Source organism: Micromonospora sp. LOL_021, assembly GCF_048060215.1.
Taxonomy (GTDB): domain Bacteria; phylum Actinomycetota; class Actinomycetes; order Mycobacteriales; family Micromonosporaceae; genus Micromonospora_E.
Genome location: NZ_JBHMIN010000001.1, coordinates 417,959 through 440,705, shown reverse-complemented (window position 1 = coordinate 440,705; position 22,747 = coordinate 417,959). Strand labels below are relative to the sequence as shown.

General features: G+C 69.8%; 25 protein-coding genes and 1 pseudogene. 7 read left to right on the top strand and 19 right to left on the bottom strand.

Annotation, left to right across the window (positions count from 1 at the left end):
• Positions 1-117: 117 nt before the first annotated feature.
• The 3 genes from ACFHWT_RS02105 to ACFHWT_RS02095 are packed head-to-tail and all read right to left on the bottom strand — an operon-like array spanning position 118 to position 2,353.
• Positions 118-1,215 (bottom strand): HesA/MoeB/ThiF family protein, encoded by a 1,098-nt coding sequence (locus ACFHWT_RS02105; protein ID WP_416592869.1) that lies wholly within the window; start codon positions 1,213-1,215, stop codon positions 118-120.
• On the bottom strand, positions 1,203-1,736 hold the full coding sequence (locus tag ACFHWT_RS02100; protein ID WP_278170236.1) for a hypothetical protein: 534 nt from the start codon (positions 1,734-1,736) through the stop codon (positions 1,203-1,205). The genes ACFHWT_RS02105 and ACFHWT_RS02100 overlap by 13 nt, the downstream gene beginning before the upstream one ends.
• Positions 1,736-2,353 carry an E2/UBC family protein gene (locus ACFHWT_RS02095; protein WP_416592868.1) on the bottom strand — a complete coding sequence of 206 codons (618 nt, stop codon included), beginning with the start codon at positions 2,351-2,353 and terminating at the stop codon, positions 1,736-1,738. The genes ACFHWT_RS02100 and ACFHWT_RS02095 overlap by 1 nt, the downstream gene beginning before the upstream one ends.
• Positions 2,354-2,676: 323 nt before the next feature.
• On the opposite strand from ACFHWT_RS02095, the gene ACFHWT_RS02090 reads away from it, so the two are divergent.
• The 3 genes from ACFHWT_RS02090 to ACFHWT_RS02080 all read left to right on the top strand — a co-directional run bounded on the left by ACFHWT_RS02090 (position 2,677) and on the right by ACFHWT_RS02080 (position 5,314).
• Positions 2,677-3,138, top strand: coding sequence for a hypothetical protein (locus ACFHWT_RS02090; protein ID WP_416592867.1), 462 nt, complete (start codon positions 2,677-2,679; stop codon positions 3,136-3,138).
• 6 nt (positions 3,139-3,144) lie between these two features.
• Positions 3,145-3,837: a hypothetical protein gene (locus ACFHWT_RS02085; RefSeq protein ID WP_416592866.1), complete on the top strand. Its 693-nt coding sequence runs from the start codon at positions 3,145-3,147 to the stop codon at positions 3,835-3,837.
• Between the two features lie 631 nt (positions 3,838-4,468).
• The gene (locus tag ACFHWT_RS02080) at positions 4,469-5,314 is read left to right on the top strand and encodes a hypothetical protein (RefSeq protein ID WP_416592865.1); all 846 of its coding nucleotides are present in this window, start codon (positions 4,469-4,471) and stop codon (positions 5,312-5,314) included.
• Between the two features lie 363 nt (positions 5,315-5,677).
• On the opposite strand, the gene ACFHWT_RS02075 is transcribed toward ACFHWT_RS02080, so the two are convergent.
• The 6 genes and pseudogenes from ACFHWT_RS02075 to ACFHWT_RS02050 all read right to left on the bottom strand — a co-directional run bounded on the left by ACFHWT_RS02075 (position 5,678) and on the right by ACFHWT_RS02050 (position 11,299).
• Positions 5,678-5,998 (bottom strand): hypothetical protein, encoded by a 321-nt coding sequence (locus ACFHWT_RS02075; protein WP_416592903.1) that lies wholly within the window; start codon positions 5,996-5,998, stop codon positions 5,678-5,680.
• Between the two features lie 11 nt (positions 5,999-6,009).
• Positions 6,010-6,239, bottom strand: a pseudogene (locus ACFHWT_RS02070) (ATP-binding cassette domain-containing protein); the annotation flags it as partial.
• Between the two features lie 27 nt (positions 6,240-6,266).
• A complete protein-coding gene (locus ACFHWT_RS02065; protein WP_416592864.1) occupies positions 6,267-7,112 on the bottom strand; it encodes a DUF4097 family beta strand repeat-containing protein in 846 nt (281 codons plus the stop codon).
• Between the two features lie 92 nt (positions 7,113-7,204).
• The gene (locus ACFHWT_RS02060; RefSeq protein ID WP_416592900.1) at positions 7,205-7,384 is read right to left on the bottom strand and encodes a hypothetical protein; all 180 of its coding nucleotides are present in this window, start codon (positions 7,382-7,384) and stop codon (positions 7,205-7,207) included.
• A gap of 38 nt (positions 7,385-7,422) precedes the next feature.
• The gene (locus tag ACFHWT_RS02055) at positions 7,423-7,641 is read right to left on the bottom strand and encodes a hypothetical protein (protein ID WP_416592902.1); all 219 of its coding nucleotides are present in this window, start codon (positions 7,639-7,641) and stop codon (positions 7,423-7,425) included.
• 148 nt (positions 7,642-7,789) lie between these two features.
• Positions 7,790-11,299 carry a ThuA domain-containing protein gene (locus ACFHWT_RS02050; RefSeq protein WP_416592863.1) on the bottom strand — a complete coding sequence of 1,170 codons (3,510 nt, stop codon included), beginning with the start codon at positions 11,297-11,299 and terminating at the stop codon, positions 7,790-7,792.
• 381 nt (positions 11,300-11,680) lie between these two features.
• On the opposite strand from ACFHWT_RS02050, the gene ACFHWT_RS02045 reads away from it, so the two are divergent.
• Both ACFHWT_RS02045 and cas6 read left to right on the top strand, forming a co-directional pair.
• A complete protein-coding gene (locus ACFHWT_RS02045; RefSeq protein ID WP_416592862.1) occupies positions 11,681-13,705 on the top strand; it encodes a cellulase family glycosylhydrolase in 2,025 nt (674 codons plus the stop codon).
• 147 nt (positions 13,706-13,852) lie between these two features.
• Complete coding sequence (gene cas6 / locus ACFHWT_RS02040; RefSeq protein WP_416592861.1) at positions 13,853-14,680, top strand: CRISPR system precrRNA processing endoribonuclease RAMP protein Cas6; 828 nt, start codon at positions 13,853-13,855, stop codon at positions 14,678-14,680.
• Positions 14,681-14,821: 141 nt separating this feature from the next.
• On the opposite strand, the gene ACFHWT_RS02035 is transcribed toward cas6, so the two are convergent.
• The 10 genes from ACFHWT_RS02035 to ACFHWT_RS01990 form a co-directional block, all read right to left on the bottom strand.
• Positions 14,822-15,490 (bottom strand): C39 family peptidase, encoded by a 669-nt coding sequence (locus ACFHWT_RS02035; RefSeq protein WP_416592860.1) that lies wholly within the window; start codon positions 15,488-15,490, stop codon positions 14,822-14,824.
• A gap of 251 nt (positions 15,491-15,741) precedes the next feature.
• On the bottom strand, positions 15,742-16,284 hold the full coding sequence (locus ACFHWT_RS02030) for a hypothetical protein (protein ID WP_416592859.1): 543 nt from the start codon (positions 16,282-16,284) through the stop codon (positions 15,742-15,744).
• 155 nt (positions 16,285-16,439) lie between these two features.
• Positions 16,440-17,204 (bottom strand): hypothetical protein, encoded by a 765-nt coding sequence (locus tag ACFHWT_RS02025; protein WP_416592858.1) that lies wholly within the window; start codon positions 17,202-17,204, stop codon positions 16,440-16,442.
• Positions 17,194-17,697 carry a sigma-70 family RNA polymerase sigma factor gene (locus ACFHWT_RS02020; protein ID WP_416592857.1) on the bottom strand — a complete coding sequence of 168 codons (504 nt, stop codon included), beginning with the start codon at positions 17,695-17,697 and terminating at the stop codon, positions 17,194-17,196. The genes ACFHWT_RS02025 and ACFHWT_RS02020 overlap by 11 nt, the downstream gene beginning before the upstream one ends.
• 39 nt (positions 17,698-17,736) lie before the next feature.
• A complete protein-coding gene (locus ACFHWT_RS02015) occupies positions 17,737-18,390 on the bottom strand; it encodes a hypothetical protein (protein ID WP_416592856.1) in 654 nt (217 codons plus the stop codon).
• A 126-nt stretch (positions 18,391-18,516) separates the two neighbouring features.
• Positions 18,517-19,194, bottom strand: coding sequence for an endonuclease V (locus ACFHWT_RS02010; RefSeq protein ID WP_416592855.1), 678 nt, complete (start codon positions 19,192-19,194; stop codon positions 18,517-18,519).
• Positions 19,195-19,306: 112 nt separating this feature from the next.
• Positions 19,307-19,510: a hypothetical protein gene (locus ACFHWT_RS02005; RefSeq protein ID WP_416592854.1), complete on the bottom strand. Its 204-nt coding sequence runs from the start codon at positions 19,508-19,510 to the stop codon at positions 19,307-19,309.
• Positions 19,511-19,571: 61 nt separating this feature from the next.
• On the bottom strand, positions 19,572-19,949 hold the full coding sequence (locus ACFHWT_RS02000) for a hypothetical protein (RefSeq protein WP_416592853.1): 378 nt from the start codon (positions 19,947-19,949) through the stop codon (positions 19,572-19,574).
• Positions 19,942-20,580 (bottom strand): GOLPH3/VPS74 family protein, encoded by a 639-nt coding sequence (locus tag ACFHWT_RS01995; RefSeq protein ID WP_416592852.1) that lies wholly within the window; start codon positions 20,578-20,580, stop codon positions 19,942-19,944. The genes ACFHWT_RS02000 and ACFHWT_RS01995 overlap by 8 nt, the downstream gene beginning before the upstream one ends.
• 91 nt (positions 20,581-20,671) lie before the next feature.
• Positions 20,672-21,034, bottom strand: a complete 363-nt coding sequence (locus tag ACFHWT_RS01990; RefSeq protein ID WP_416592851.1) for a zinc ribbon domain-containing protein — start codon at positions 21,032-21,034, stop codon at positions 20,672-20,674.
• 239 nt (positions 21,035-21,273) lie between these two features.
• Between ACFHWT_RS01990 and ACFHWT_RS01985 the strand changes: the two genes are divergently transcribed.
• Both ACFHWT_RS01985 and ACFHWT_RS01980 read left to right on the top strand, forming a co-directional pair.
• Positions 21,274-22,167 carry a helix-turn-helix domain-containing protein gene (locus tag ACFHWT_RS01985; RefSeq protein ID WP_416592850.1) on the top strand — a complete coding sequence of 298 codons (894 nt, stop codon included), beginning with the start codon at positions 21,274-21,276 and terminating at the stop codon, positions 22,165-22,167.
• Positions 22,168-22,184: 17 nt separating this feature from the next.
• Complete coding sequence (locus ACFHWT_RS01980) at positions 22,185-22,394, top strand: DUF397 domain-containing protein (RefSeq protein WP_282228286.1); 210 nt, start codon at positions 22,185-22,187, stop codon at positions 22,392-22,394.
• Positions 22,395-22,747 lie beyond the last annotated feature (353 nt).

Here is a 22,747-nt window from a genome sequence, read left to right as displayed (position 1 = left end):
GAGATCTTTCGCATTTACGGATTACGTTGAGAAGCCCGGTAATAGTTTCGGGAAGTCCTCCGGGATCACGCGAAATCGCATTAGGTCTACCGAGAGCCGGCGTCAGTCGGGCTGGGATCAGGTGTCGTGGTGGCGGGACTCGTTGCGGGGGCCTGGCTCGCCGGGTGACGGATATCGGGATGGCTGGGTGTTCGGGCTCGGTGGTGCTCCGGCAGCGTCGTGCGCCGCTGGAGGCGCAGTCGTCCGGGCCGCGGACGGTGGGCCGGCGGCGTCGCTGAGACCGCGTGGCGAGTCCGGCCCGCAGGCCAGGCACTCCGGGTCGCGGTCGGCGTCCAGCACCGTCGTTTCGTTCGCCGCCGCGTCCACCAGCAGATACCGCACCGGTGGCCGCCACGGTGAGACATAGTTCAGCAGCTCGCCGACGGCGTACCCGGCGATGATCTGGTTGAGGAAAACCACGCTGGGCGTCGGCTCGGCCGGATCGTCGACCCGGTATCCGGCCGCCTGGCGCGCAGCAGCCAACCCGGGGTCAAGCTCGGCATCTACCCGACGCGGGTCGTAGCCGGACAGGCAGAGCAGGCACGGGCCGCCGGGGCGGACCACCGCCAGATGCCCGCCGGCTTCCAGCCGTACCCGGGAATTGGTTTCTTGATTGTGGTCGTCGGGCGGCTCCGGGCGGGGTGCCGGCCCCAGCTCGACCCCGACGTCGAGATAGCAGCGGGCGTACTGCACGGCCAGCCGGTTCAACGCCCAGCGTGGCGCGTGCCCGTCGACCGCGCCGAGGATCACCTCGGCCGGGCGCACCTGCTGCCAGACGACCGGGTCGAGGATGCTGCCGGCGATGCCGCGTACCCGTACCTGCGGGTTGATGGTCCGGACCGTGCGAGACGCGACGGTGACCTTGGTCGCCGCCCGCGCCACGTCGGCCGGCTTGGCGCCGACCAGACGGTTCAGGTTGGTGGCGGTGACCGTGTCCGGGTCGACCAGCAGCAGCCCACCCACCCCCAGGTGGGCCAGCGACTGGACGACCTGGCTGCCGACGCCGCCGAGGCCGACCACAGCGACGGTCAGCTCGGCGAGCCGGCGCTGCGTGTGCGGGCCGAACGCCCGCACCTGCCGGTCGTAGCGGTCCGCCGGGGTCGGCCCGTTGGCACCGGCCTGCGGGTCCGGCCCACCGGCCGGTGTGGTCAGGGTCGGCGTCGTCAGAATCGGCACAGTTTCACCTCGGTCAGGTCGTCGTCGCCGAGCAGCACCAACCGGTCGAGCATCCGCAGCGTCCCGTCGTCCGGGTCGGTGTAGGCGCCGGCCACCGACGCCTGCCCGAGCACCAGCGACGCCACCCCCACCGGCGGCGCGGCCGGCATCCGGTCGAGGAACTCGGTGTGCGTCTGGCGCATGTTCTCCACGTCGAGGCCGGAGAACCTGACGGTGTCGTCGGCGAACGGATGGCTGTGCACGTCGACCAGGGACAGGCCGGTCTCGAAGCAGGCGATCAGCACCTCCCGGGTCAGCCAGGCGGCGACTTCGATCCGTACGCCGTTCTGCACCGACAGCGCGTCGTCCGGGATCGGGATGGCCCGGGTGACCAGCAGGTCGGTGACGGCTCCGGTGCCCCACGGGTCGGTCCACCGGCCGGCGCGGGCCAGCAGGTAGGCGCCGCGTTCGTCGTCGCTGTCGCGCAGATGCCGCCGTACGGTGTCCCAGGTGTCGTGACTGATCCGCAGCACGCAGGTCATCAGTCGACCGTGCCGAGGTAGGTGCGGATCGCCTCGACGTAGCTGACCAGCGAGTCGAAGCGCGGATCCCAGTTGCGTTCCGGGTCTTCCAGGCAGTACCAGCGGTACCCCAGCTCGGCGTAGCGATTCTTGTAGGCCGAGAAGTAGTGGGCGGGTTGCACGAGCGCGCGGCCGTCACGGCGGCGCAGATGGTCACCGAGGAAGAAGCCGTCCGGGGCGGTCTCCGGGTAGGTGGCCGGCGGCACGATCAGCACGGTGGTGCGGTCCGGCTCCCAGTGCGGCGGCAGCCGGAACTCGGGGATGTGCAGCCAGGACTCGTCGTCGGCGACGGTCAGCCCCGGGTACGCGTACGCGAGCTGGGCGGCTTCGTGGCGGATGCGCAGCCGCCTCGGGTCGAGCGAGGTCATCGCCTTGGAGTGCCGGGCGTGGTGAGTGAACTGCTGCTGATCGGCGACGCGGATCCGCTGGTCGTCGGGGACGATGACGTTGCGGTCGTCGTCCTGGCGGTCCAGGACCCGTTCCTGCGGCAGGCCGGCCGTCCGCTTGATGTCGCGGCCGGACAGCATGTCGTCGATCACCGGTACGTCGACCCCGTTGATCCTGATCGTTTTGCCCATGTCGTCCTCCGGTTGCCGGGGTTGCTCCTACCTGGAACAGATGGACGAAGTGGCAGCGCAGTCCACCAGGTGGACGTGTGTGGACGGTCACCGGCCTCGGATCGGCCTCCAGTTGCTACCATCGAGTAACCACACGTATGGTGTTCACATGAACACCAGGAGTTAGTCTCACTGGTTGCCTCGCTCCCCGTCCACGGTCCTCGGGCCGGCGCCCTGGGCGGTCGCTCCCCACCACATCACGACACCGGTGTCGTCCGGCGGGCACCCAGCCCGCCCGCTCATCCACCCCGCTGTTCTCCTGCGTCGCAACGGGAGGCACCTCGATGGACACCGCACTGCGTTCACCGGAAGACCCGCAAGACACGTACGCCTTCTTCTTCCTCGCCGTCGTCCGCGCCATGACCCACCACCTGGGGATGGTCATCGCCCGCACCGTGCACGGCACCAGCCACTGCGTCGACAGCCCGCGCGCCGCCAACCGGTGGCTGCACCTGTGCGCCAACTGCGCCGACGTACGCGACGAGCACATCCGCCGTCAGTTCGACCGGCTGCGGCGCAACGCCAACCACGGCACCGCCAGCGGCAACGCCGGCACCGGCTCCGGCAGCGCCGCCGTCGGCGGCCCGACCCGGATCGAGGAGATCAACCAGGTGGTGTCCTTCCTCTACGGGCCACAAGCGTCGACGGTCGACCCGGACGCCGCCGGTGCGGACCTGCTCCGCTACGCGCACCACCCGGACCGGGCCAACGCTGACATCGCTCCGTGGCTACGCGCCGTCTACTGACAGTTCGTGCACCAGGACCAGCGCCAGGCCGTCGCCGAACTGCGCCGCAGGTCGGCGACGGCGCGCGGCATGCACGCCCGCCCCGAACGCGACCTGACCACCGCCCGCTGGGCAGCGCCGCTGGCCGCCGACCCGGTCGGCCTAGACCTGCTGATCAGCTTCGTGATCGGGCTGCGCGACCAGGTCGCCGACCCGTGGCGGATCCCGCACGCGGCGGCTAAGCACGGACTCACCGACCAGCAGGTACGCCTGCATCTGACGGCGGCCGTCGACCTGCTCCGGCGGATCAACCCGAGTTTCTACGAGGCGAACGTCGCCGCCGCACTGCACCGCCGCGCCGATCGACTCGACCCGTGCGACGACCTGCCGGGTGCCCGGCCGATCCGCGGCACCGCCCCGGGCGACCCGGCCGAGCGGTACGCCGACCCCGGCGACACTCCCCAACGGCGTCGCCGCCGCCAGGTGCTGCTGCGGCTGCTGGCCAACCCGGCCGTACGCCGCAGCGGGCTGCCGAAGCTGCTCGCCGAGATGTGCGATGTCGCGCTCGAACGGTCCGCCGTCGATCTGGAAAAGTCCTGCGCGCGACGACTGCGGCTGCCGGCCGGCATCGCCCGTCGGCGGCTGGAAATCCTCGCGGTCCTCGTCGCCGATGCCGGTGTCGAGTGGCTGGATGATCTCCTATCGGAACCACCCGGATAGTCCGGGTATCCGGGGAGTGGGTGGGGCGGCGGAAACCCACCGCCGCCCCACCCACTCCCCTATTCCGTCACTGTGGACGAGCGAATAGACTGGAGCCTGGCAGACCCGCCAGGGCCACCCAGGGAGGTGATTGGTCCCGAATGCCCGTTGCGACAACCCCCGACACGCCCGGGATCCGGGGTAGGTTGGCGGAAAGATCCCAAAGTAGACCTGAGCTGCGAAAACACGGTCTCCAGAGATCATCTAGCCACTTTTCAAGATCATGATCAACAGGAGGTTGCCCTCAGGAGCCCCTGTTTCCGCAGGTCAGACCGCCCGACATTTCGGACACGGTCCCCGAGCACACGAAAACCGCGCCGGATTGAAACACGATCACCCCCACCGACACGGCGAGGAGGATCAAGGTCCCCGAGCACACGAAAACCGCGCCGGATTGAAACCAACGACGCGCCAACGCCACTGATCGATCATTTTGAAGGTCCCCGAGCACACGAAGACCGCGCCGGACTGAAACCCGGGGTCCTCGATCTCTTCGCCCTTGTCGTCCTGTCCCCGGACAAACGGAACCGCACCGGACTGAAACTTGGTCACCAGATCTAATTGACCTGCGCCTCTACCCGCTGGACACAAGGTGAAGATCGCTTATCTGATTCTTGCGACGCTGGCCGGCCTTGTCGGTGCCGTATTCGGTTCGTGGCTGGGCTGGCAGACGGCAGGGCCGACCACCGACACGGCGGCAGCCCGACAGGTGGCCGCTGTCGCGTTTCCCGGCGTCGAGGCGGGTGAGCCGACCCGAAACGGTGACCGGCACGGGTTTCCGCCGGCTGTCGACGGTGACTGGACCCTGCTCGTCGGAGGTGACGGCTACGTCGCCGGGACCGTCAGGGTGCCGTTGCCGTTCGGTCCGGCGTCCACCGCCGACGGCCGTCTGGTCAGCGAGGCGGTCGACCGGCTCACGGCTGCCGGTTGGGATGCCGAGCGATTCCGCGCCCGAGGTGACTACGACGCTTTCACGGCGACCCGGGACGGTGTCGCCGTGCGGCTGGCTGCGCGGGACGCCACTAGCTCCGTGCTCGACGTTGGACGTACGCAACCGCTGTGGGTCTGGCCGCTGGCGGTCACCGGGTTCCTCGTCGCCCTGATCACCACGTTGCTTGCCCTCCGGCAGCTCGATGCGCACACCAGAGGACGCGCCCGGGTCCGGGCCGTCATCGGCTCCTTGCTCGGAGCGTCCGCCGTCTTGATCCTGCCCGCTCTAGGGATGGGCGGGCTGGCCGCCAGCCATGCCGCGATCAGCGGCGGCGACCCGTGGGCGCCGCCGTGGCTCGGCTTCACGATGGTCGGCCTGCGCCCCATGGCGTGGCTGGCCGGGCTGCTCACCGTCACCGCGACCCTCGTCGCCGCTGCGCCACCGACGCGAACACCGGCGACCGGCTGTGAGCGAGGTGCCGCGTACCCGAGCCAGGGAACCCCATGATGCTTCCGCAGCTTGATGCCTCAGGTGCATCAAGATGCACCTGGGGCATCAGGCTCGACCAGTGATCCCCACCCGACGAGGTGACACTGCGTTATCTGGCAGAGCGCAACGTCACCGACGGTTTACGGAGACCGGCGACCCAGGACAGCACCCGCTGGCCGACCAACGCACCGCAGCCGCTGCCCTGCGTGATCTGGGTCGGCGGCAAAGCCTGGAGGCCGCCCAGGTTCGGCGACTGCTCGCACCACTTGACATTTCGCCCTGCTGAAGCAAGGAGATTCAACCCTCACGGGTCGAGTCTTCTGCTTCGCCGACCACAGCCGACCCGAATCAACGGCAGGGACGGGGTACCGCCCATCGGTCTCACCCAGTCTCCGCAGGAAACTGGCGGCGGCCAGCCACTCGACCGGTCAGCACCGAGCCGCGGGCGATGTGCATCGTACGGAATCGGCTGATGATGCCTTCGGTCAAGCCCATGGCGATCGGGATCGCGGCCCCTGGAGGGTGGCCGTCACGGTCATCAGGAGGATCGCCGGTGTCACATAGTTGACGTACGCGGCACGCACCGCCGGCCCCGCCACCGGGAAGCGTCCCGCCGGACATCGTCGCGCCGAGTTCGCCGAGCCCGGCACCGAGGGCGCCGCCGAACACATAGACGAACAGCAGCAGGAAATCGACGGGCATCCCGACGAGGGGTCGCGGGTGAGATCGTGCCCGGCGACCCGGACGTCCCCGGCGTCCGGGCTGATCAACGTGTGGACAGGATCTTGTCCGTCGTGGTCCTCCCGGCGCCGTTCGCGCCGAGCAGCGAGAAGACCGTTCCCACTGGTACGTGCAGGTCGATGCCGTCCAGCACGACGTGATCGCCGTACGCCTTGCGGAGCCCGGTCGCGGCGATCGCCGGCCGGGGATGCGTGGAGGTCATGGTGTCCCTTCCCGCAGCGCGGCTGGTTCAGGAGCGGCGGATGGTGATGTCGCCGTAGGAGACGCGGCCGCGTACCTCGACGGTCTCGTCGGCGTCGTCGGGCCGGGTGGCGGTTTCCAACAGGTTGTGGACCTTCCCGAAGTCGGTCTTCACTTCCAGCCAGGCGGCAGTGCCCTCGGCGATGCCGACGTCCAGGTTGCCCATGGCGGTGCCGAGCACGACCGAGCCGCGCGCCACTTCGCCGAGGCGGATGCTGCCGTTGGACGTCTTCGCGTCGACGCCGGCACCGGCCCGCTCGACGCGGATGTCGCCGTTGGCCGCGCGCACCCGTACGTCGCCGGTGACCGCGTCGATCGTGGTCTCGCCGTTGGAGTTCTTGACCACGGCGGTGCCGTCGATCTCGCCGATCTGGACCTTGCCGGAGCCGGTGGCGATCCGGGCGTCGCCGGTGACGCCGTCAACGGTGACGTGGCCGGCTGCGGTGTCCACCCGCAGCGGGCCGGTCAGTTCCAGCCAGGCGTTTCCGGCGGCGGTCTTGACCCGGCACTGCCCGAGCCGTCCGGTGCAGCGGACGTCGCCCAGCTGCAGTTCGGCGGAGACCTGGGAGTTGCTGGGCAGTTCGATGGACACCTCGGCCGATCGGGTCCGGCGGGAGAAGTCGAAGGCGGGCGACTTCGGGCCGGTGATCCGCAGGGTGCCGTTGGCGTAGTCGACCCGTACCCGGGCGGCGGCGGCCACGTCGGAGTCGTCGGTTGCGTCGCTCGGGCGGACCTCGACGACGGTGTCGGTGCGCTCGCTCGCGGCGATCTGTACGTCGCCGCTGCCGATTTCGAGGGTGACGGAGATCGGTTCGGGTGTGTCGAAAGTAGGCATGGTTGTCCCCGATCATGGGTTGGTGGGCCGTCCCCGCAGGTCGGGGACGTGATGTGTAGAAGGTGTACGGTGAACCGGGAGGGGCGGTGCGGCTAGCGCACCCAGCCGGTGAAGGTCTGTGTGCTCCGTTTCCCGGTGCCGCGTTCGTCGCGCCGCCGGTCCCGGCCGCCCTGCTGGACGGTGGTGGCCGCAGCCCGGACCAGCCAGGCGTTGACCGAGCGCCCCTCCTTGGCGGCGGCCTCCTCGACCGCGGCCTTGAGCTGCTCGGGCAGGCGTACGTTGATCCGCGCGACCGGGCCGTCCTCGGCGGTCAGCAGGTCGCTGTCCGGTGTGCCGTCGTCCGTCGCCGCCGGGGCGTCCCCGGCGGTGGGTCCGGTCGGATCGGTCGGGTCGGACCGGTCGGATCGACTGGTAGCGCGGTGACGACGAAGTGCGGGTCGCGGCCGCGTAGCCGCAGTTCCACCGAGCCGGGTGCCAGGTCTCGGGTGATCTCGTCGGCGGCGGCGGACAGCGCGTCGAGCAGGGTCATCCGGATGGCTGACTCGAGCGACCCGGTCAGGCGCTCGACCAGTGCCCGCGCCTCGTCTCCGCCGGTTTCGGCGAGGGTGGCGAACTCCCGCCCGAGGAGAACTGCGCGGCACCCACCAGCCGATGGGCGCCGCGCAGCTCCTCGTTTATCAGCTTGCGGTGCAGCTCAGCGAAGACACGTTGGCTCCGCTGTCGCCCGAGCCGATGAAGCCGAACGTCGTACTGGCTCCGGCGCCGAGCGACCCGTTGTAGGAGACGTTGCGTGCGGTCACGTTGGCACCACTCGACGTGACAGTGGCGCTCCAGGACTGGCTGACGGTCTGCCCGCCGTTGAACGTCCAGGTGACCGTCCAGCCGCTGATCGACGTTGATCCGGCGGTGACCCGTACCTCGCCCTGGAAGCCACCCTGCCACTGCCCGGTCACCGAGTACGTCGCCGAACACGACGGCCCAGTGGGCGGCGGCGTGGTCGGTGGCGCCGTCGTGGGCGGGGCCGTGGTCGGTGGAGCGGTGGTCGGTGGAGCGGTCGTGGGCGGGGCCGTGGTCGGCGGCGCCGTCGTCGGCGGCGGGGTCGTGCCGCCGCCACGGAAGGTGAACTCGTCGACGTCGAACAGGTAGCTGGAGCCACCGGTGAAGACGAGGAACAGGTTCTGCGTACCGCTGGGTGGGGTGAGCGTGCCGGTGACGGTGGTCCAGGTCTCCCAGTCCCCGGTCGGGCTCACGGTGGCCGTACCGATGACGGGTCCCGACGCCGAGCCGGTCCGCAGCGAGATGGTGCCGCCGGAGCCGGCGGAGGCGACCCGGGCGGTGAACGACGTGGCCCCGGCCAGGTTGTACGGGGTGAACGAGATCCAGTCGCCGTTCTCGATGTAGCCGACCGCGCTGCCGCCGTGTGCGGAGGCCTTCTCCACCAGGGTGGTGCCCTGCTGGTCGCCGTAATGCTCGGCCTGGCGGGTCCGGGGCTGCAGCACCGTCTGCGCCGAGGTCACCGGGATGGTCTCGCCCACCGGGGTGTACTCGGCAATCATGACGCCGAAGATGTTCGCGTTCGGGTCGTGTTCGCCGTCCTCGGTGGTCTGCAGGGTGCCCGAGCAGCCGGTGGCGCTGGAGATGCCGTGGGCGTGGCTGTCGTGCCCGAGCAGATAGTTGACCTTCACCCGGCTGCAGTCGATCGTCGACGCGTCCGGGTCGGTGACCGTCACCTCGAACGGGATGGCGTCACCGAACTCGAACAACCGGCCGTTGTGCGGTAGGTCGAGGGTGACCGTCGGCCGGCCCACCCCGATCACCACGCTCGCGGTGGCGCTGCGGCCGGTGCTGTCGCGCACCGTGAGCGTCGCCGTGAACTCGCCGTTGCTGGTGTACGTGTACGACGGGTTCGGCTGCGTCGAATCGGTGCTGCCGTCCGTGGTGAAGTCCCACGCGTACGTGATGGCGTCACCGTCCGGGTCGCTGGTCCCGGCCGAACTGAACTGCACGGTCAGCGGCGCGTTACCGGTGGTCGGGTCGGCGGACGCGGCGGCGATCGGCGATCGGCCGCCGCCGGAGCTGTACTCGATGCGGTACACCGCCGAGCTGGCGTCACCGCTGCCCCAGCCGGTGCCGTAGTCGAGCACGTAGAGGGCGCCGTCCGGGCCGAACTCCAGGTCCATCACCTGGGTGCCGGTGTAGTCCGGGAACGGGTCGATCGAGCCCACCCCGCCGGAGCCGGTGACCGTGACCGTCTTGATCCACCGCCGGCCGAACTCGCCGATGAACACCTTCCCGTCCATCGACGCCGGGAACTTCACGTCGGAGGCGAGCGAGGCGTCGTAGTTGTAGACCACGGCGTCCATCGGTGACAGGCTGCCGCAGCACAGCTCCGGCGGGTTCTGCTCGCCACCGTACGGCAGCCAGGCCCGCTGCGACGGCGGCAGTTGGGTGATGCCGGAGTTGTTCGGGGAGTTGTTCACCGGCCCGCCGGAGCAGTTGAACGGTGCGCCGGAGGGGCCGGACGGGAACGTGAAGTCGATGTACGGCATGTTGTAGTTCGAGCAGTACGGCCAGCCGTAGAAGCCGGGCTGGGCGATGCGTTCGAACGCGACGTGGTTTGCCGGCCCGCGGTTGGGGTCGGCGGTGCTGGCGTCCGGCCCGTACTCGCCGAGGTAGACGACGCCGGTCGCCTTGTCCACGGACATCCGGAACGGGTTACGGAAGCCCATCGCGTAGATCTCCGGCTTGGTGTTCGCCGTGCCGGCCGGGAACATGTTGCCGGCCGGGATGGTGTACCCACCGTTTGCACTCGGCCGGATCCGCAGCACCTTGCCCCGCAGGTCGTTGCTGTTGCCGGCGGTACGCTGCGCGTCGTACGCCGGGTTGCGGTTGGACCGTTCGTCGATCGGCGTGTAGCCGCTGGAGTCGAACGGGTTCGTGTCGTCTCCGGTCGACAGGTAGAGGTTGCCGTCCGCGTCGAAGTCGATGTCACCGCCGACGTGGCAGCACATGCCCCGGCTGGTCGGGACCTGCAGGACCGTCACCTCCGACGACCGGTCCAGGGTGTGGTCGGCGTTGACCGTGAAGCGGGACAGCCGGTTGTAGCCGTCGAACGGTGCGAACTGGGCCGCCGAGCCGGTCGACGGCGCGTCGCCGCCCGGAGTGTTCAGTGGCGGCGAGTAGTACACGTACACCCAGCGGTTGGTGGCGAAGTTGGGGTCCGCCTCGATGCTCTGCAGCCCTTCCTCGTCGTGGGTGTACACCGGGATGGTCAGCGCCACCTTGGTGTTGCCGGCCGCGTCGGTGTAGCGGATGGTGCCTTCGCGGGAGGTGTGCAGCACGCCCCGGTTCGGCAGCACCGTCATGCCCATCGGCTCGCCGACCTCGGCCACCCCCTTTGCCAGGGTGACCTCGCTGTAGCCGGGGGGTGTCTGGCTGGTCGAGCAGTTGCCGGTGCCCTGCGCGGCGTACTGGATGCCGCCCAGCACGTGGCTGCGGAAGTTCGCGTCGCTGAAGCTCTCGTTGGTGTGGCCCATGCCGGTGTACCAGGAGCGGCCACCGTCGTAGCCTCGACACCAGGCGATCGGGTGGTCGCTGCCCATCGTGCCGCCGGTGTACGTACTCTCGTCCACGGTGGCCAGGACGTGGTTGTCCGAGCGTGGGTTGGTGCGGTAGTTGTACCACTCGTCGTAGCGGTCCCACGCGGTCGGCAGCCCGGCGGTCGACGGGTGCGAGCTGTCCTCGATCCGTACGGTCGCGTTCTGGTTCGCCGGGTGGCTGGCGAAGTACGCGCCGACCAGGTTGCCGTACCACTGCCAGTCGTATTCGGTGTCGGCCGCCGCGTGGATGCCGGCGTAGCCACCGCCACCTCGGATGAAGCTCTCGAACGCCGACTGCTGGCTGGCGTTGAGGACGTCTCCGGTGGTCGACAGCCAGATGACCGCCTGGAACCGGGACAGGTTGGCGGTGGTGAACTGGCCGGCGTCCTCGGTGGTCTCGACGGTGAAGTTGTGCTGCGCGCCGAGCTGCTCGATGGCGGCGATGCCGGCCGGGATCGAGTCGTGCCGGAACCCGGCCGTCTTGCTGAAGACCAGGACGGTGAAGTCCGCCTGGGCCTGGGCCGGCACGGCGCTGAAGCTGATCGTGGCCAACACCATGACCAGGCCGAAGGCCAATCTTCGGAACATGATTCGAGGGCTCGCTTTCTGTCGTGAGGTGCGGACAGGCGTGCGCCGAATCACGCCGCAGGGGCTCGACTGGAGCGGGGACGCTGGCTGGCGATGATCGAGCCACGCGCGACCACGGGCGGGCTCGCCAGGGCGGCCCTGCTCACCTTCGCCCGGGGGCGAACACGATGCCGGCTCCAGGTCACCGCGTCGCCATCGAAGGCTGTCGTTGCGACCCTACGGGAGCCCCAAAATGGAAGTCAATGGATCTGCAGCGGCCCGGACAGGCCCAGCCGTACACCCATCGCCATCACGTCCTTCCATTACGACCTTGGCGCGTCGTAATCTCTGTCGATGGAAGCGCTCCCACGACTGCCCAACCCACGACAGGAGAACCTCTACATGCCATCGATACGGACATGGTGGGCCGCCACAGCGGCGGCCGGCCTGCTACTCGGGGCGGTCGCCGCCGTCCCGACCACCCCCGCCACGGCAGCCGCCGCCCCACCGGCTGCCCTCACCGGCACATCAGCCACCGAATCAGCCGCAGCCGCTCAGGCCGTACCGGCGAACGACTGGCTGCACACCGATGGGAACACGATCGTCGACGAGGCCGGCAACCAGGTGTGGCTCACCGGGGCCAACTGGTTCGGCTACAACGCCACCGAGCGGGTCTTCCACGGCCTGTGGTCGGCCAACATCGAGGCGGTCACCCGCGCGATGTCCGAGCGTGGCATCAACATCGTCCGGGTGCCGATCTCGACCCAGCTGCTGCTGGAGTGGAAGGCCGGCCAGCCGCTCGCCCGGCCCAACATCAACGCGTACGTCAACCCGGAGCTGGACGGGCTGAACAACCTGCAGATCTTCGACTACTGGCTCGACCTGTGCGAAAAGTACGGCCTGAAGGTCATGCTGGACGTGCACAGCGCCGAAGCGGACAACTCCGGGCACACGTACCCGATGTGGTTCAAGGGTTCGATCACGCCGGAGCTGTTCTACCAGGGCTGGGAGTGGGTGGCCGAGCGCTACCGCGACAACGACACGATCGTCGCGATGGACATCGAGAACGAGCCGCACGGCACCCCGAACGATCCGCAGCGGGCCAAGTGGGACTCGTCGACCGACCAGGACAACTTCAAGCACGCCTGCGAAACCGCCGGTCGGCGGATCCTGGCGATCAACCCCGACCTGCTGATCCTCTGCGAAGGCATCGAGGTCTACCCGCGCCCGCACGCCGACTGGGACTCCCCCAACACCAACCCGGACCGCAGCCCGAACTACTTCTACAACTGGTGGGGCGGCAACCTGCGGGGCGTCGCCGAGCACCCGGTCGACCTGGGCGCCAACCAGGACCAGCTGGTCTACTCCCCGCACGACTACGGCCCGCTCGTCTACGAGCAGCCGTGGTTCCAGGGCGAATTCGACAAGGCGTCGCTGACCGAGGACGTGTGGCGGCCCAACTGGCTCTACATCCACGAGGACGACACCGCGCCGCTGCTGATCGGCGAATGGGGCGGCCGGTACGGCCAGGACGCCCGGCAGGACAAGTGGCTGCACGCCCTGCGCGACCTGATGATCGACTACGGCATCCACCACACGTTCTGGTCGTTGAACCCCAACTCCGGTGACACCGGTGGCCTGCTGCTCGACGACTGGACCAGCTGGGACGAGGTCAAGTACAACGAGGTGCTCAAGCCGGCACTGTGGCAGCACGACGGCAAGTTCGTCAGCCTCGACCACCAGGTGCCGCTCGGCGGTGCCGGTTCCACCACCGGGATCAGCCTCGGCCAGCGGTACAGCGACGGCGGCGGGGACGACGACGTGACCGCGCCGACCGCCCCCGGCCAGCCGACCGCCAGCGACGTCACCGCCGACTCGGTGACGTTGACCTGGGCGGCGGCGACCGACAACGTCGGCGTCACCTCGTACCAGGTGCTGCAGTCGACCGGCGACGGCCCGGCCAGCCCGGTCGCCACGGTCTCCGGCACCACGTACACCGTCTCCGGCCTGACCGCCGAAACCAGCTACACGTTCACGGTGCGGGCCCGCGACGCCGCCGGCAACGTCTCGCCCGCCTCGGCCGCGCGGACGGTCACCACCGCGGCCGACGACGGTGGCCCCGGCGACGACGGCTGCACCGCGACGTACACGGTGACCAGCAGCTGGCAGGGCGGCTTCCAGGGCGGCATCGAGGTGCGCAACACCGGCACCTCGGCGATCTCCGGCTGGACGCTCACCTGGACCAACCCGAGCGGTACGTCGATCGGGTCGCTGTGGAACGGCCAGTTGACCACGTCCGGCGGGGTGAACACGGTACGCAACGAGCCGTACAACGGGGCCCTCGCGCCGGACGCCGCCACCACGGTCGGCTTCGTCGGCTCCGGGCCCAGCACCACACCGACCGACCTGAGCTGCACCGCGTCCTGAGCAAACCCGAATTCGGACCGGATCCGGACCCGATCCGCTGCCCGACCCCGACCGGGTCGGGCAGCGGATCCCCGGCCCGTTGGCGCCGGTCTGCTTGAGTGGGGGGCACTCACCGACCACACCAGACCGAGAGGGTACGCCGGCCCGATGCCCACCCAGATCGTCGTCTCCCTGGTGCCGACCGCCGCCACGGCGGTACCGCCACCGCACACCGGCCCGGCCGTCTACGCCGCATTCCTCAAAGCGGTCCGCGCCGTCGACCCGGAGCTGTCCGCGATGCTGCACGACAGCCCCCGGTACAAGCCGTTCACCCTCAGCCCGGTCCTCGACGAGCAGGGCCGGCCACCGTCGACACCGGGGCAGCCGGCCCGGATCGTGGTCGGCCTGCTGATCGACGCGTACGCCGCCCCGGTGCTCGCCGCGCTGCACCACGCCGCCGGGCATCAGATCGCGCAGACCCGTTACCGCACCGTCGACGTCGCCGTGCACGCGGTGTCGTACGCCGAGCTGGCCACCGGCGCCGACCCGGCCGCCACCACCTGGGCGTACGACCTGCTGACCCCGGTCGGGTTCGCCACCGGACGCGGGGACGGTGCCCGCCGCCAGCGCCCCTGGCCGGACGCGGAGCGGGTGTTCACCAACCTGACCCGGCGCTGGGACGCGTTCGCCGGGGAGGTGGCGTTGCCGACGTCGGCGGAGCCGGCGGTCGTCGACCATCTGGAGGTGGTCGACGCCCAACTGCGGATGGTCACGCACCTGGTGGAGCCGGGGCAGCGCAACCCGCAGCACCGGCTCCGCCGGGGCACGGTCGGCTCGGTGACCTTCCAGTTGGCGGAGGCGTCGGGGGTGCCCGGCGACGCGCGGCGGGCGGTGGACGCCTTGGCGGCGTTCGCCAGCTACGCCGGCTTCGGTGACCGGACCGCGATGGGCATGGGCCACGTCCGGCGCAGACTCAGCCCGCCACCGCAGCAGTGATCCGCTGCGGTTCATCGGACTGGCGACGGCGTGTCGGGTCGATGAACCGCAGCGGATCAAGGCCAGCCGGTGACGACCGTTGGCCGGGTTTGCCGCTTACGCGGCAAACCCGGCCAACATGGTCAGGGCGAGGTCAGGACGTCAGTGCGAGTAGCCGCGCGTGGCGATCCAGTGCGCCAGGGTCTCGGTGCTCACCCAGTAGTGTTCGGCGCCCAGGAAGGCCGGGTCGGCGATCTTGACAGCGTCGCCGCCCTCGCCGTAGCCGACCACGGTCACGTAGTGCCCGCCCGGGTACGAGTGGGTCCGGCCGTCGACGTCGCTCACCGTACCGATGATGTTGGCCACCACGGCTCGGCCGTCGTCAACGGTCGCCCGCACGTCGTCGCGCAACTGGTCGATCTGCGCCTGGCTCGCCCTGGACGCCTCGATCGCGGTGGTCCGGTACTTGTCGTCGCCGGTGAGCTCGTTGAGCACCCGGGTGGTGTCCTCGGCCGAGTCGGTGCCGGCGACCGTAGTGCCCAGCCTGCTGGCCACCTCATCCTGCGACAGTTCGCGGCCCTGCGCGGTCAGCGCGATCCGGGTCGCCGCCGGCCCGCAGTAGTAAAAGTTCGGCTGCCGCTCGTAGCGGATGTCCAGCAGCCGGCCCTCGCTGGACCACCCGCCCTGGTCGGAACTGGCGGCAGTGGAGGTGAACCTCGTGGTGTCCGAGGCCGGGGCGGCCTGGGCTGCGGCAGCCGGACCGGCCACCACACCGCCGGCTACCAGCAAACCGGCGACGGACAGTGCGGATCTGTGAAGAACGGTGGTCATCTGCGGATCTCCGTTCCGGGAGGGTGCGGAAGATCCGGGCACTGATCGTCTGGCAGCGACCCGGACCCCGCGAACGGGACAATCGGTCAGTCGGTGCCCAGCGCGGCGGTCAGGGCTGATACCACGCCCATTCCCGACCGCGCGGAACGCTCCGCGTGCGGAAATCACATCGACGCGTACGCCACGGGACGCACCGGGTAACAACCGCAGCGGGGCGGCCGACATTCCGCCGTCCCGCCATCAACCGGAGATCAACCGCCGATCGCCGGTCGCTCGGCAACATCGTTGAAGATCTGGTCCTCGAACGCGAGCAGCGTCGAGCCGACAGCCTTGATGAATGCGAAGTTCAGCCCTCCGCCGACCACCGCTCCGACGATCGGCACCGCCTTGCCCAGAGTGCGCGCCGTGAGCCGTTTGAGCAGTTCCTGCGCGACCCGCAGGGCGAGGAACTCGACGCCCTTGATGCCCACTCTCACCCCGATCGAGAGTCCGACGATCTTCATGAACTCGGGGAAGCTGACCGCGTACCGCCCGGTCCGGTAGTAGATCACCGCGAGGGTGACCCGGAACTGCTGGGCGACGGTGTTGGCGAGGTCGGCGGGGATGCCCAGGGCCAGCGTCACGCCGCCGCCGAGCCCGGCAGCGGCGCCGGTGCCGGCGGCCAGACCGGCGCAGTAGTTGATGTAGCCGTTGATCCCCATCGAGTCGACTTTTTCCTTGATCTTGAACCCGTCGAGATTCTTGTGAACAAACTGGAAGGACTTCGCCAACGCACCGGCAGAGTTTGTGTTCACCGTGACCACCTGACCCGCAAATCTTGTCGTCAGACCATCGGATGCCGACTGATCGATCGGCACCTCGACGGTATTCGACGACGAAGCCCAGCGGCGAGAGCAGTACGTACAAGCGCGACAGTCAGCCGTACCGTCAAACCGCCGGGCCGGGCGGCTCACCCCGGCGAAGGACCATTGTCGACTAGCCGGAAGTATGTCGTCAGCGTCGCGTCGCCCAGCTCTTCGAGGATCAGCCCCCGGGTGGCGGAGTGCTGCAGGTACGCCGAGGCGCTGCTGATCGCGTACGACGGTTCCCCACCATCCCGTTCCACGGCGCTGATCGAGAAGTGCTGCCGCGGCTCAGATGCCACGCAGTCCGCCGCGACGACGGTCAGCGGGTCCGCCCCCGACGACCTGACCTGCCAGCACGCGTCGGAGCCGTCCGGGTTCGGTTCGGCGGCGCGGATCCGGAAGGTGTCCGCCCCGGCCGGTTCAATGACGAACAGCCGCCGGCCCTCGGTCCCGTCGACCTCGCCCAGCGGGCCGTCGTCGAGCAGCGACACCGCCGACTCGAACGCGTCGGTACGCACGATCGCGACCTGGCGGTCCCCGGACAGCAGCGGATCGTCCCCGACGGAGGCCGGCGCCCCGGTCGGCGATCCAGTCGACGCACCGGACGGCGATCCGGACGGCACGCTCATTGTCGGGCCGGCGGGCCCGACCGGCAGCTGCGGTGCGGCGGTCACCAACTGGATCACAGCGACGCCCGCGCCGACGGCTCCGACCAGCGTCACCGCCAGCGCGGCGGTGGTGGCACGTCGGCGTCGGCGCAGCGTCTCGCCGCGCCGCCGGATGTCCGCCGCCGGGGCGAGCCGGCCGGTCTGCCCGGCCCGCCGGGCCACGTCGCGCAGCGTCTCGTCGAATCGGTCGTCAGACGGCACGGCTCCGCCCTTCGTCGCCGCTGGTGGTCAGGTGTACGGCCAGCGCCTTGCGGCCCCGGGCCAGCCAGGTCTTGATCGTGTTCGGGCTGGTGCCGGTCTCCGCGGCGATCTCGGCGACGCTCAGGCCGACCAGGTGGTGCAGCACGACGGCCCGGCGCTGGTCGACACCGAGCCGGCGCAACGCGGCGACGATCGCGACGTGGTCGGCCGACACGTCGTCGACCTGGTGGCCGTTGGCGTCGCGGCGGTGAGCGCGCAGTCGGTTCACCGCCTTACGCCAGGAGCTCACCGCGACCCGGTACGCGACCGTGCGTACCCAGGCTTCGGGGCTGTCACAGTCGCGCACGGACCGCCACCGGTCCCACGCGCGGGCGTACGCCTCCGCGACCGCGTCCTCGGCGTCGGCCCGGTTGCCGAGCACCACGGACAGGTGTCCGAGCACCCGTTGGGCGGACGCGGCGTAGAAGGCGTCGAACTCGTCGGCGTCACGCATCGTCGTGCTCCACCTGTCACCTGGTCGTTCCTCCGCCGGTCACCGGGTCGGCGCCGGCCCGTTGTCGGTGAACCGGAACCCGTCCGGGGTCGGCGAACCGTCGCCCTGCTCCTCCAGGATCAGCCCGGAGCGGGCCGACGTGCGCAGGTACGCCGAACTGTTGCTGATCATGAAGGTGTCGTCGGCGCCGGTGTCGGCCGCGACGATCGCGAACCGCTGCCGGGGGTCCCCGGCGTCGCAGGCCGCACCCTCGACCGACAGCGATCCCCCGTCTCCCGGGTTGTGCACCCGCCAGCAGACCGGGTCACCGGCACCGGGGCCGCCGCCGGTCGCCTGGTACGACTCGATCAGGAACAGCCGCCCCTGCAACGGGACCACGACGAACAACTGCCGGCCCTCGTCGCCGTCGACCTCGGCCAACCGTCCGTCGTCGGTGATCGACAGCCCGGACTCGAACGCCTCGGCCCGCACGATGGTGACCTGCCGGGTGCCGGACAGCACCTGCGGCAGACCGCCCGTGGGTGCCGTCGGCTCCGGCGGCGGTGCCAGGCTGGTGGTCGGGGTCCCGGTCACCGTCGTCGGGTCCGGGTCGGACGTCGGCGTCGCGTCACCGGCCGGTGCGGTCGTGCCACACGCCGCCACCGCGCCGGCCAGCACGGCGATTCCCAGACCCGTGATCCATCGGCTCGTCACCACGTTTCACCCTCATCCGACTGTCGGTGACCCGGCGGCGACGGCTACCCACCCGCCGCCGGGGTCCCGGTCGATGTTCCCAATTCGACCGACATCCCCCCAGACGTGTGGCGGAGGCGCGCGGTTTCAGCCGTGCCGGGAAACCTCCCGGCAGGCGCGGTCGGCTAGGCGGGTCGTCTCCGGCAGCCGGTAGTGAGGCGTCAGGCGCAGGGTGATCTCGGTCGCCTGGGCGATGTCGATGAGATGCCCGGCCGACACGTACACCGGTTTGACGCCGGTGCGGGTGCGCAGCGCCCGGCCGACCACCTCACCGCCGTCGACCAGGTCGGCCCAGCCGCCGCGCTCGGGCGGCACCTCGCCGTGGGTGCTGACGAACGCCGTCTTGGCCACACCGTACGCCGGGATGCCGGTGACCACGCCCAGGTGGCTCGCCAGGCCGCAGCGGCGCGGATGCGCGACGCCGTACCCGTCGCAGACCAGCAGGTCCGGGCGGACGGTGAGCTGGTCGAGGACGGTGAGCAGGACCGGAACCTCGCGGAACGCGAGCAGGCCGGGAACGTACGGGAAGTCGCAGACGCCGGTCGCGGTCGCGCTGGCCACGACGGACAGGTCGTCGGCCAGGTCGAGCACGACGACGGCACCGGCGAGTCGGCCCGCCGCCGACGAGTCCGATTCGTACGCGACGTCGACGCCGGCGACGAACCTCGGCGGGTCGGCCATCGGCTGGTCGACCCGGACCCGGCGGGCCAGCTCGCGCTGGATCTCGACGGCCTCCCGCTCGGTACGCGGCGTCGCCGCCGTCATCGCGGCCCCGTCCCGTGTCCCCACTCGTCGGGGGCGTCGAGCCACGAGGGGTGCAGCTCGATGGTCGGTGCGATCAGTTCAGGCACGCCGGAAGGCTAGCGTGTGGGGTCGATCAGGCAGCCGCTCGACCATGGGGCGCTGAGATTCCATGATCGGCCGTGTCGTCGTTGCGGCCGGCTGCGCCGGGGTTGAACGGCGGTGGCGGGGTGGTGGTCAGTTCGCCGCACTTGGGGCACCAGCGGCTCTTGACCCGGAACGAGAACAGCCCGGCCAGGTAGCCGAGCACCGCAGCGCTGGTCAACGCGCAGACATCCATAACCTGTTCCTTCTCTCCAGGGCGGGCGAGACATGACTCCGGTCGGCGGCGACGGCTCGGCTCACCCGGCCGGGGGCGGCGTCGGGCCGGCCCGTCGCCGACGGTCGATCCAGGAGGCACGCAGCGACAGCCAGCTCGACGGGCCTCGGGCGTACACCTCGGTCAGCAGGGATGCGAAGACCTCGCGCCGCCGGTCGGCCGGCAGATGCGGTCGGGCCAGCTGTGGTTGCCGGGCGGCGGCCCGGTCCCACATCAGGGTTTCGGCGTGCAGGGCGTCGATCTCGTTGCGGCACGCACCGGTGCACCGGTAGACGCGGGTGGCGGCACGGACGGCCGGGGTCATCGGGGTCCGGCAGTCCGCACAGTGGATCAGTGCGGCCAGTGGGTATCCGGCCGGGTCGGGGTAGTCGACCATCATCAGCCGCCGCCGGTCAGCCACGGTGGGCGGCGACGGTACGGCCGAGTGCCGCACGGGTCTGCCGGGCCAGGTCGACGATCGGCGGCCAGCCGTGGTTGACGAGGATGCGCAGGTCGTCGTAGGCGTGCGGCGGCGCACCGTTGAGGATGTGCCGGTCGAGACCACAGGCCCAGGTCAACGCCGCCAGACCCTGATCGGTGACGTGGAGGCGGCGGCGGGCGCGCAGCGCGGTGGCCAGCCGGACGGCGGGCCAGCCGGCGGTGTTCATGTCGGTGGGCACCCACCGTTCGCCGCGACCGACGAGGCGGCGGCGGGTCACTTCCCGGCGTACGTGGCCGGCGCGGGCCAGTCGGGTGGCGACCTGCCGGACCGCGGTCTCGCTGAGCAGACCGACCCAGGTCTTCACCGGTTGCGGGGTCGGCGCCGCGCGGATCTGGGCGAGGATGCCGTGCACCAGGTCGTCGGGCGGGGCGACGGTCGCGCCGACGACGACCAGGCCGCGGCGCACGGCGATCCGCTGCGGGTAGAGCAGTTCGGCCAGCAGCGCGGCGGCCAGTCCGTGGCTGAGCGCGCGGGGGTGCAGCAACGGTCGGCCGTGCAACCGGTGGTGGGCCATCCGGAACAGGTCGTCGGCCAGCGGGTACGTGGACATTAGGCAGGCTCCTCGGCAAAGTGCTCAGAACAAGGGGCGTGGAATGCCGCCCGCCGCCACGCCCACCTCGGCAGCGACGACGGGCGGCGGCTCAGGTGCGCCAGACGATCAGCAGGTCGTCGGCGTCGGCACCGACGTACACCTGATCGATGGCCTCGCCGATCACGTCGGCGTCGGTGCGCGGCGGCGACACAGCGGCCAGGTCGGGGCGGCGGCGGGCGATGGACAGGCCGACGAGCCGCTCGATCCGACCCGCGTCTACCGGGCCCAGCCGGCAACCACACGGCCCCCGGTACGCCCGACCGCCGTCAGCGGTCCGCAACGGCTGCATCCGCCGCCCACACGCCGCGCACATCAGGACCCCACGTAACGGCCACCGGTCGGACGTATCGCCGCGCTCGGGTTCCCCGACCGGTGGGCCGTCTTCGGGCAGGTCAGAGCGCAGCGAAGGCATCGAAGGACTCCTACGGGTGCACGAGGTTGGCCGGCGACGGAACGGGTGCCACCGGCACAGAGGACTGAAGATCACAGATCGTCGCGATCCAGTAACTCGCTTGGATCGACAGTGGCACGCCGAATCTGGTCCGTCAATTCTTCCATGGAAAAATCTTGCGACCATCTCGATCGGTCGGCCCTAATGATCAAGATGGATCGCGCTAGCCTGGTTGCGCCGACAGGCATGGATGGTCCAAGATGGCGGAATCCACCTCACCCACTGTGGAGGCAGACGTGCCCAAGGTCGTCGGTCCAACCATCCCGCGCTGGCAGCTCGGCGAGGAGCTCACCCGCCTACGCCGCGCCGCCAACCTCACCGAGGCAGACGTCGCCGACAAACTCGGCTGCTCCGAGTCGAAGATCAAGAAGGTCGAGGCCGGCTACGTCGGCACCAACCGCGCCGAGCTCATGGTCATGCTCGACATGTACGGCGTCACCGACGAGGCCGCCCGCAACGACCTGATCGAGCTGCAGAAGCGCGGCAAGGAACGCGGCTGGTGGTCCAAGTTCGGCATGGTGCCCCAGCAGTTCGCGACCTTCCTCAGCCTGGAGTCCTCGGCGACCAGCATCCGCGTCTTCGAGCCGCTGATGGTCCACGGACTCCTGCAGACCGAGGACTACACCCGCGCGATCGTCTCGACGCATACGCCTGGACTCACGCCGGATGAGATCGAACGGCAGGTGCAGATCCGCCGCGCCCGCCAGGAGCGGATCTTCGCGGACCCGCCGCAGACCTGGATCATCCTCGACGAAGCGGTCCTGCACCGCCGGGTCGGCGGCACCGGCGCCATGCGCGCCCAGCTGGCCCACATCCTCGACACCGTCAAGGCCAGCCGATGGCTCACCCTCCAGGTCGTCCCGTACAGCCACGGCAGCTACCCCGGTGAGCTCGGCGCGTTCACGATCTTCGACTTCGAGGAGGACATCCACTCCCCCGTCGTCTACGTGGAAGGTCAGGCAGGCGGCCTCTATCTCGAACGTGACGCGGACCTGCGCCGGTGTAACCTGGCGTACAACCACATCACGGCCGCCGCGCTCAGCCCACCCGAGAGCGCCAAGCTGATCACCGCCCTGACCCGCGCCACGGGTTGACCGACGAGGAGCAGCACGTGACCCCCGACCTCGACCTCAGCACTGCCGTCTGGCGCAAGAGCAGAAAGTCATCCACGAACGGTGGCTGCGTCGAGGTCGCCAACCTGGGTCAGGCGTACGCGCTCCGCGACTCCAAGAACCCGGACGGCCCGGTCCTCATCTTCACCCCAGAGGAGTGGGACTGCTTCCTCGACGGCGCAGAAAAGGGCGAGTTCCGCCAACTCTGACCCACTTCCGTAGGCCCCAGGGACACCGAGGTCATCACCGGTTCTGGCGGATGGACACTCAGAGAAACATATCGATGTAGCCTGCCTCGCTACAACAAGCCCTCATCGATTTGAACGCAGTCCGACACTAGTTCTTGCAGCTCAAATGCGATAGCCATGATTCGCTCCCCAACTTCCCCAGCATATGAATTCGAGTTCGATTCGGTTGCCGGAAATATGTCGACTAGTATGTTGACACCCAGTCGTGGGATAGCATCAAGATTCGCCCAAGCCGAGGCACATGCCCCAAGAGCGGACTTGAGCGACTCCAACGCCGACTCATCTAGCCCACGGTTCATTCGAAGCGAAAGATC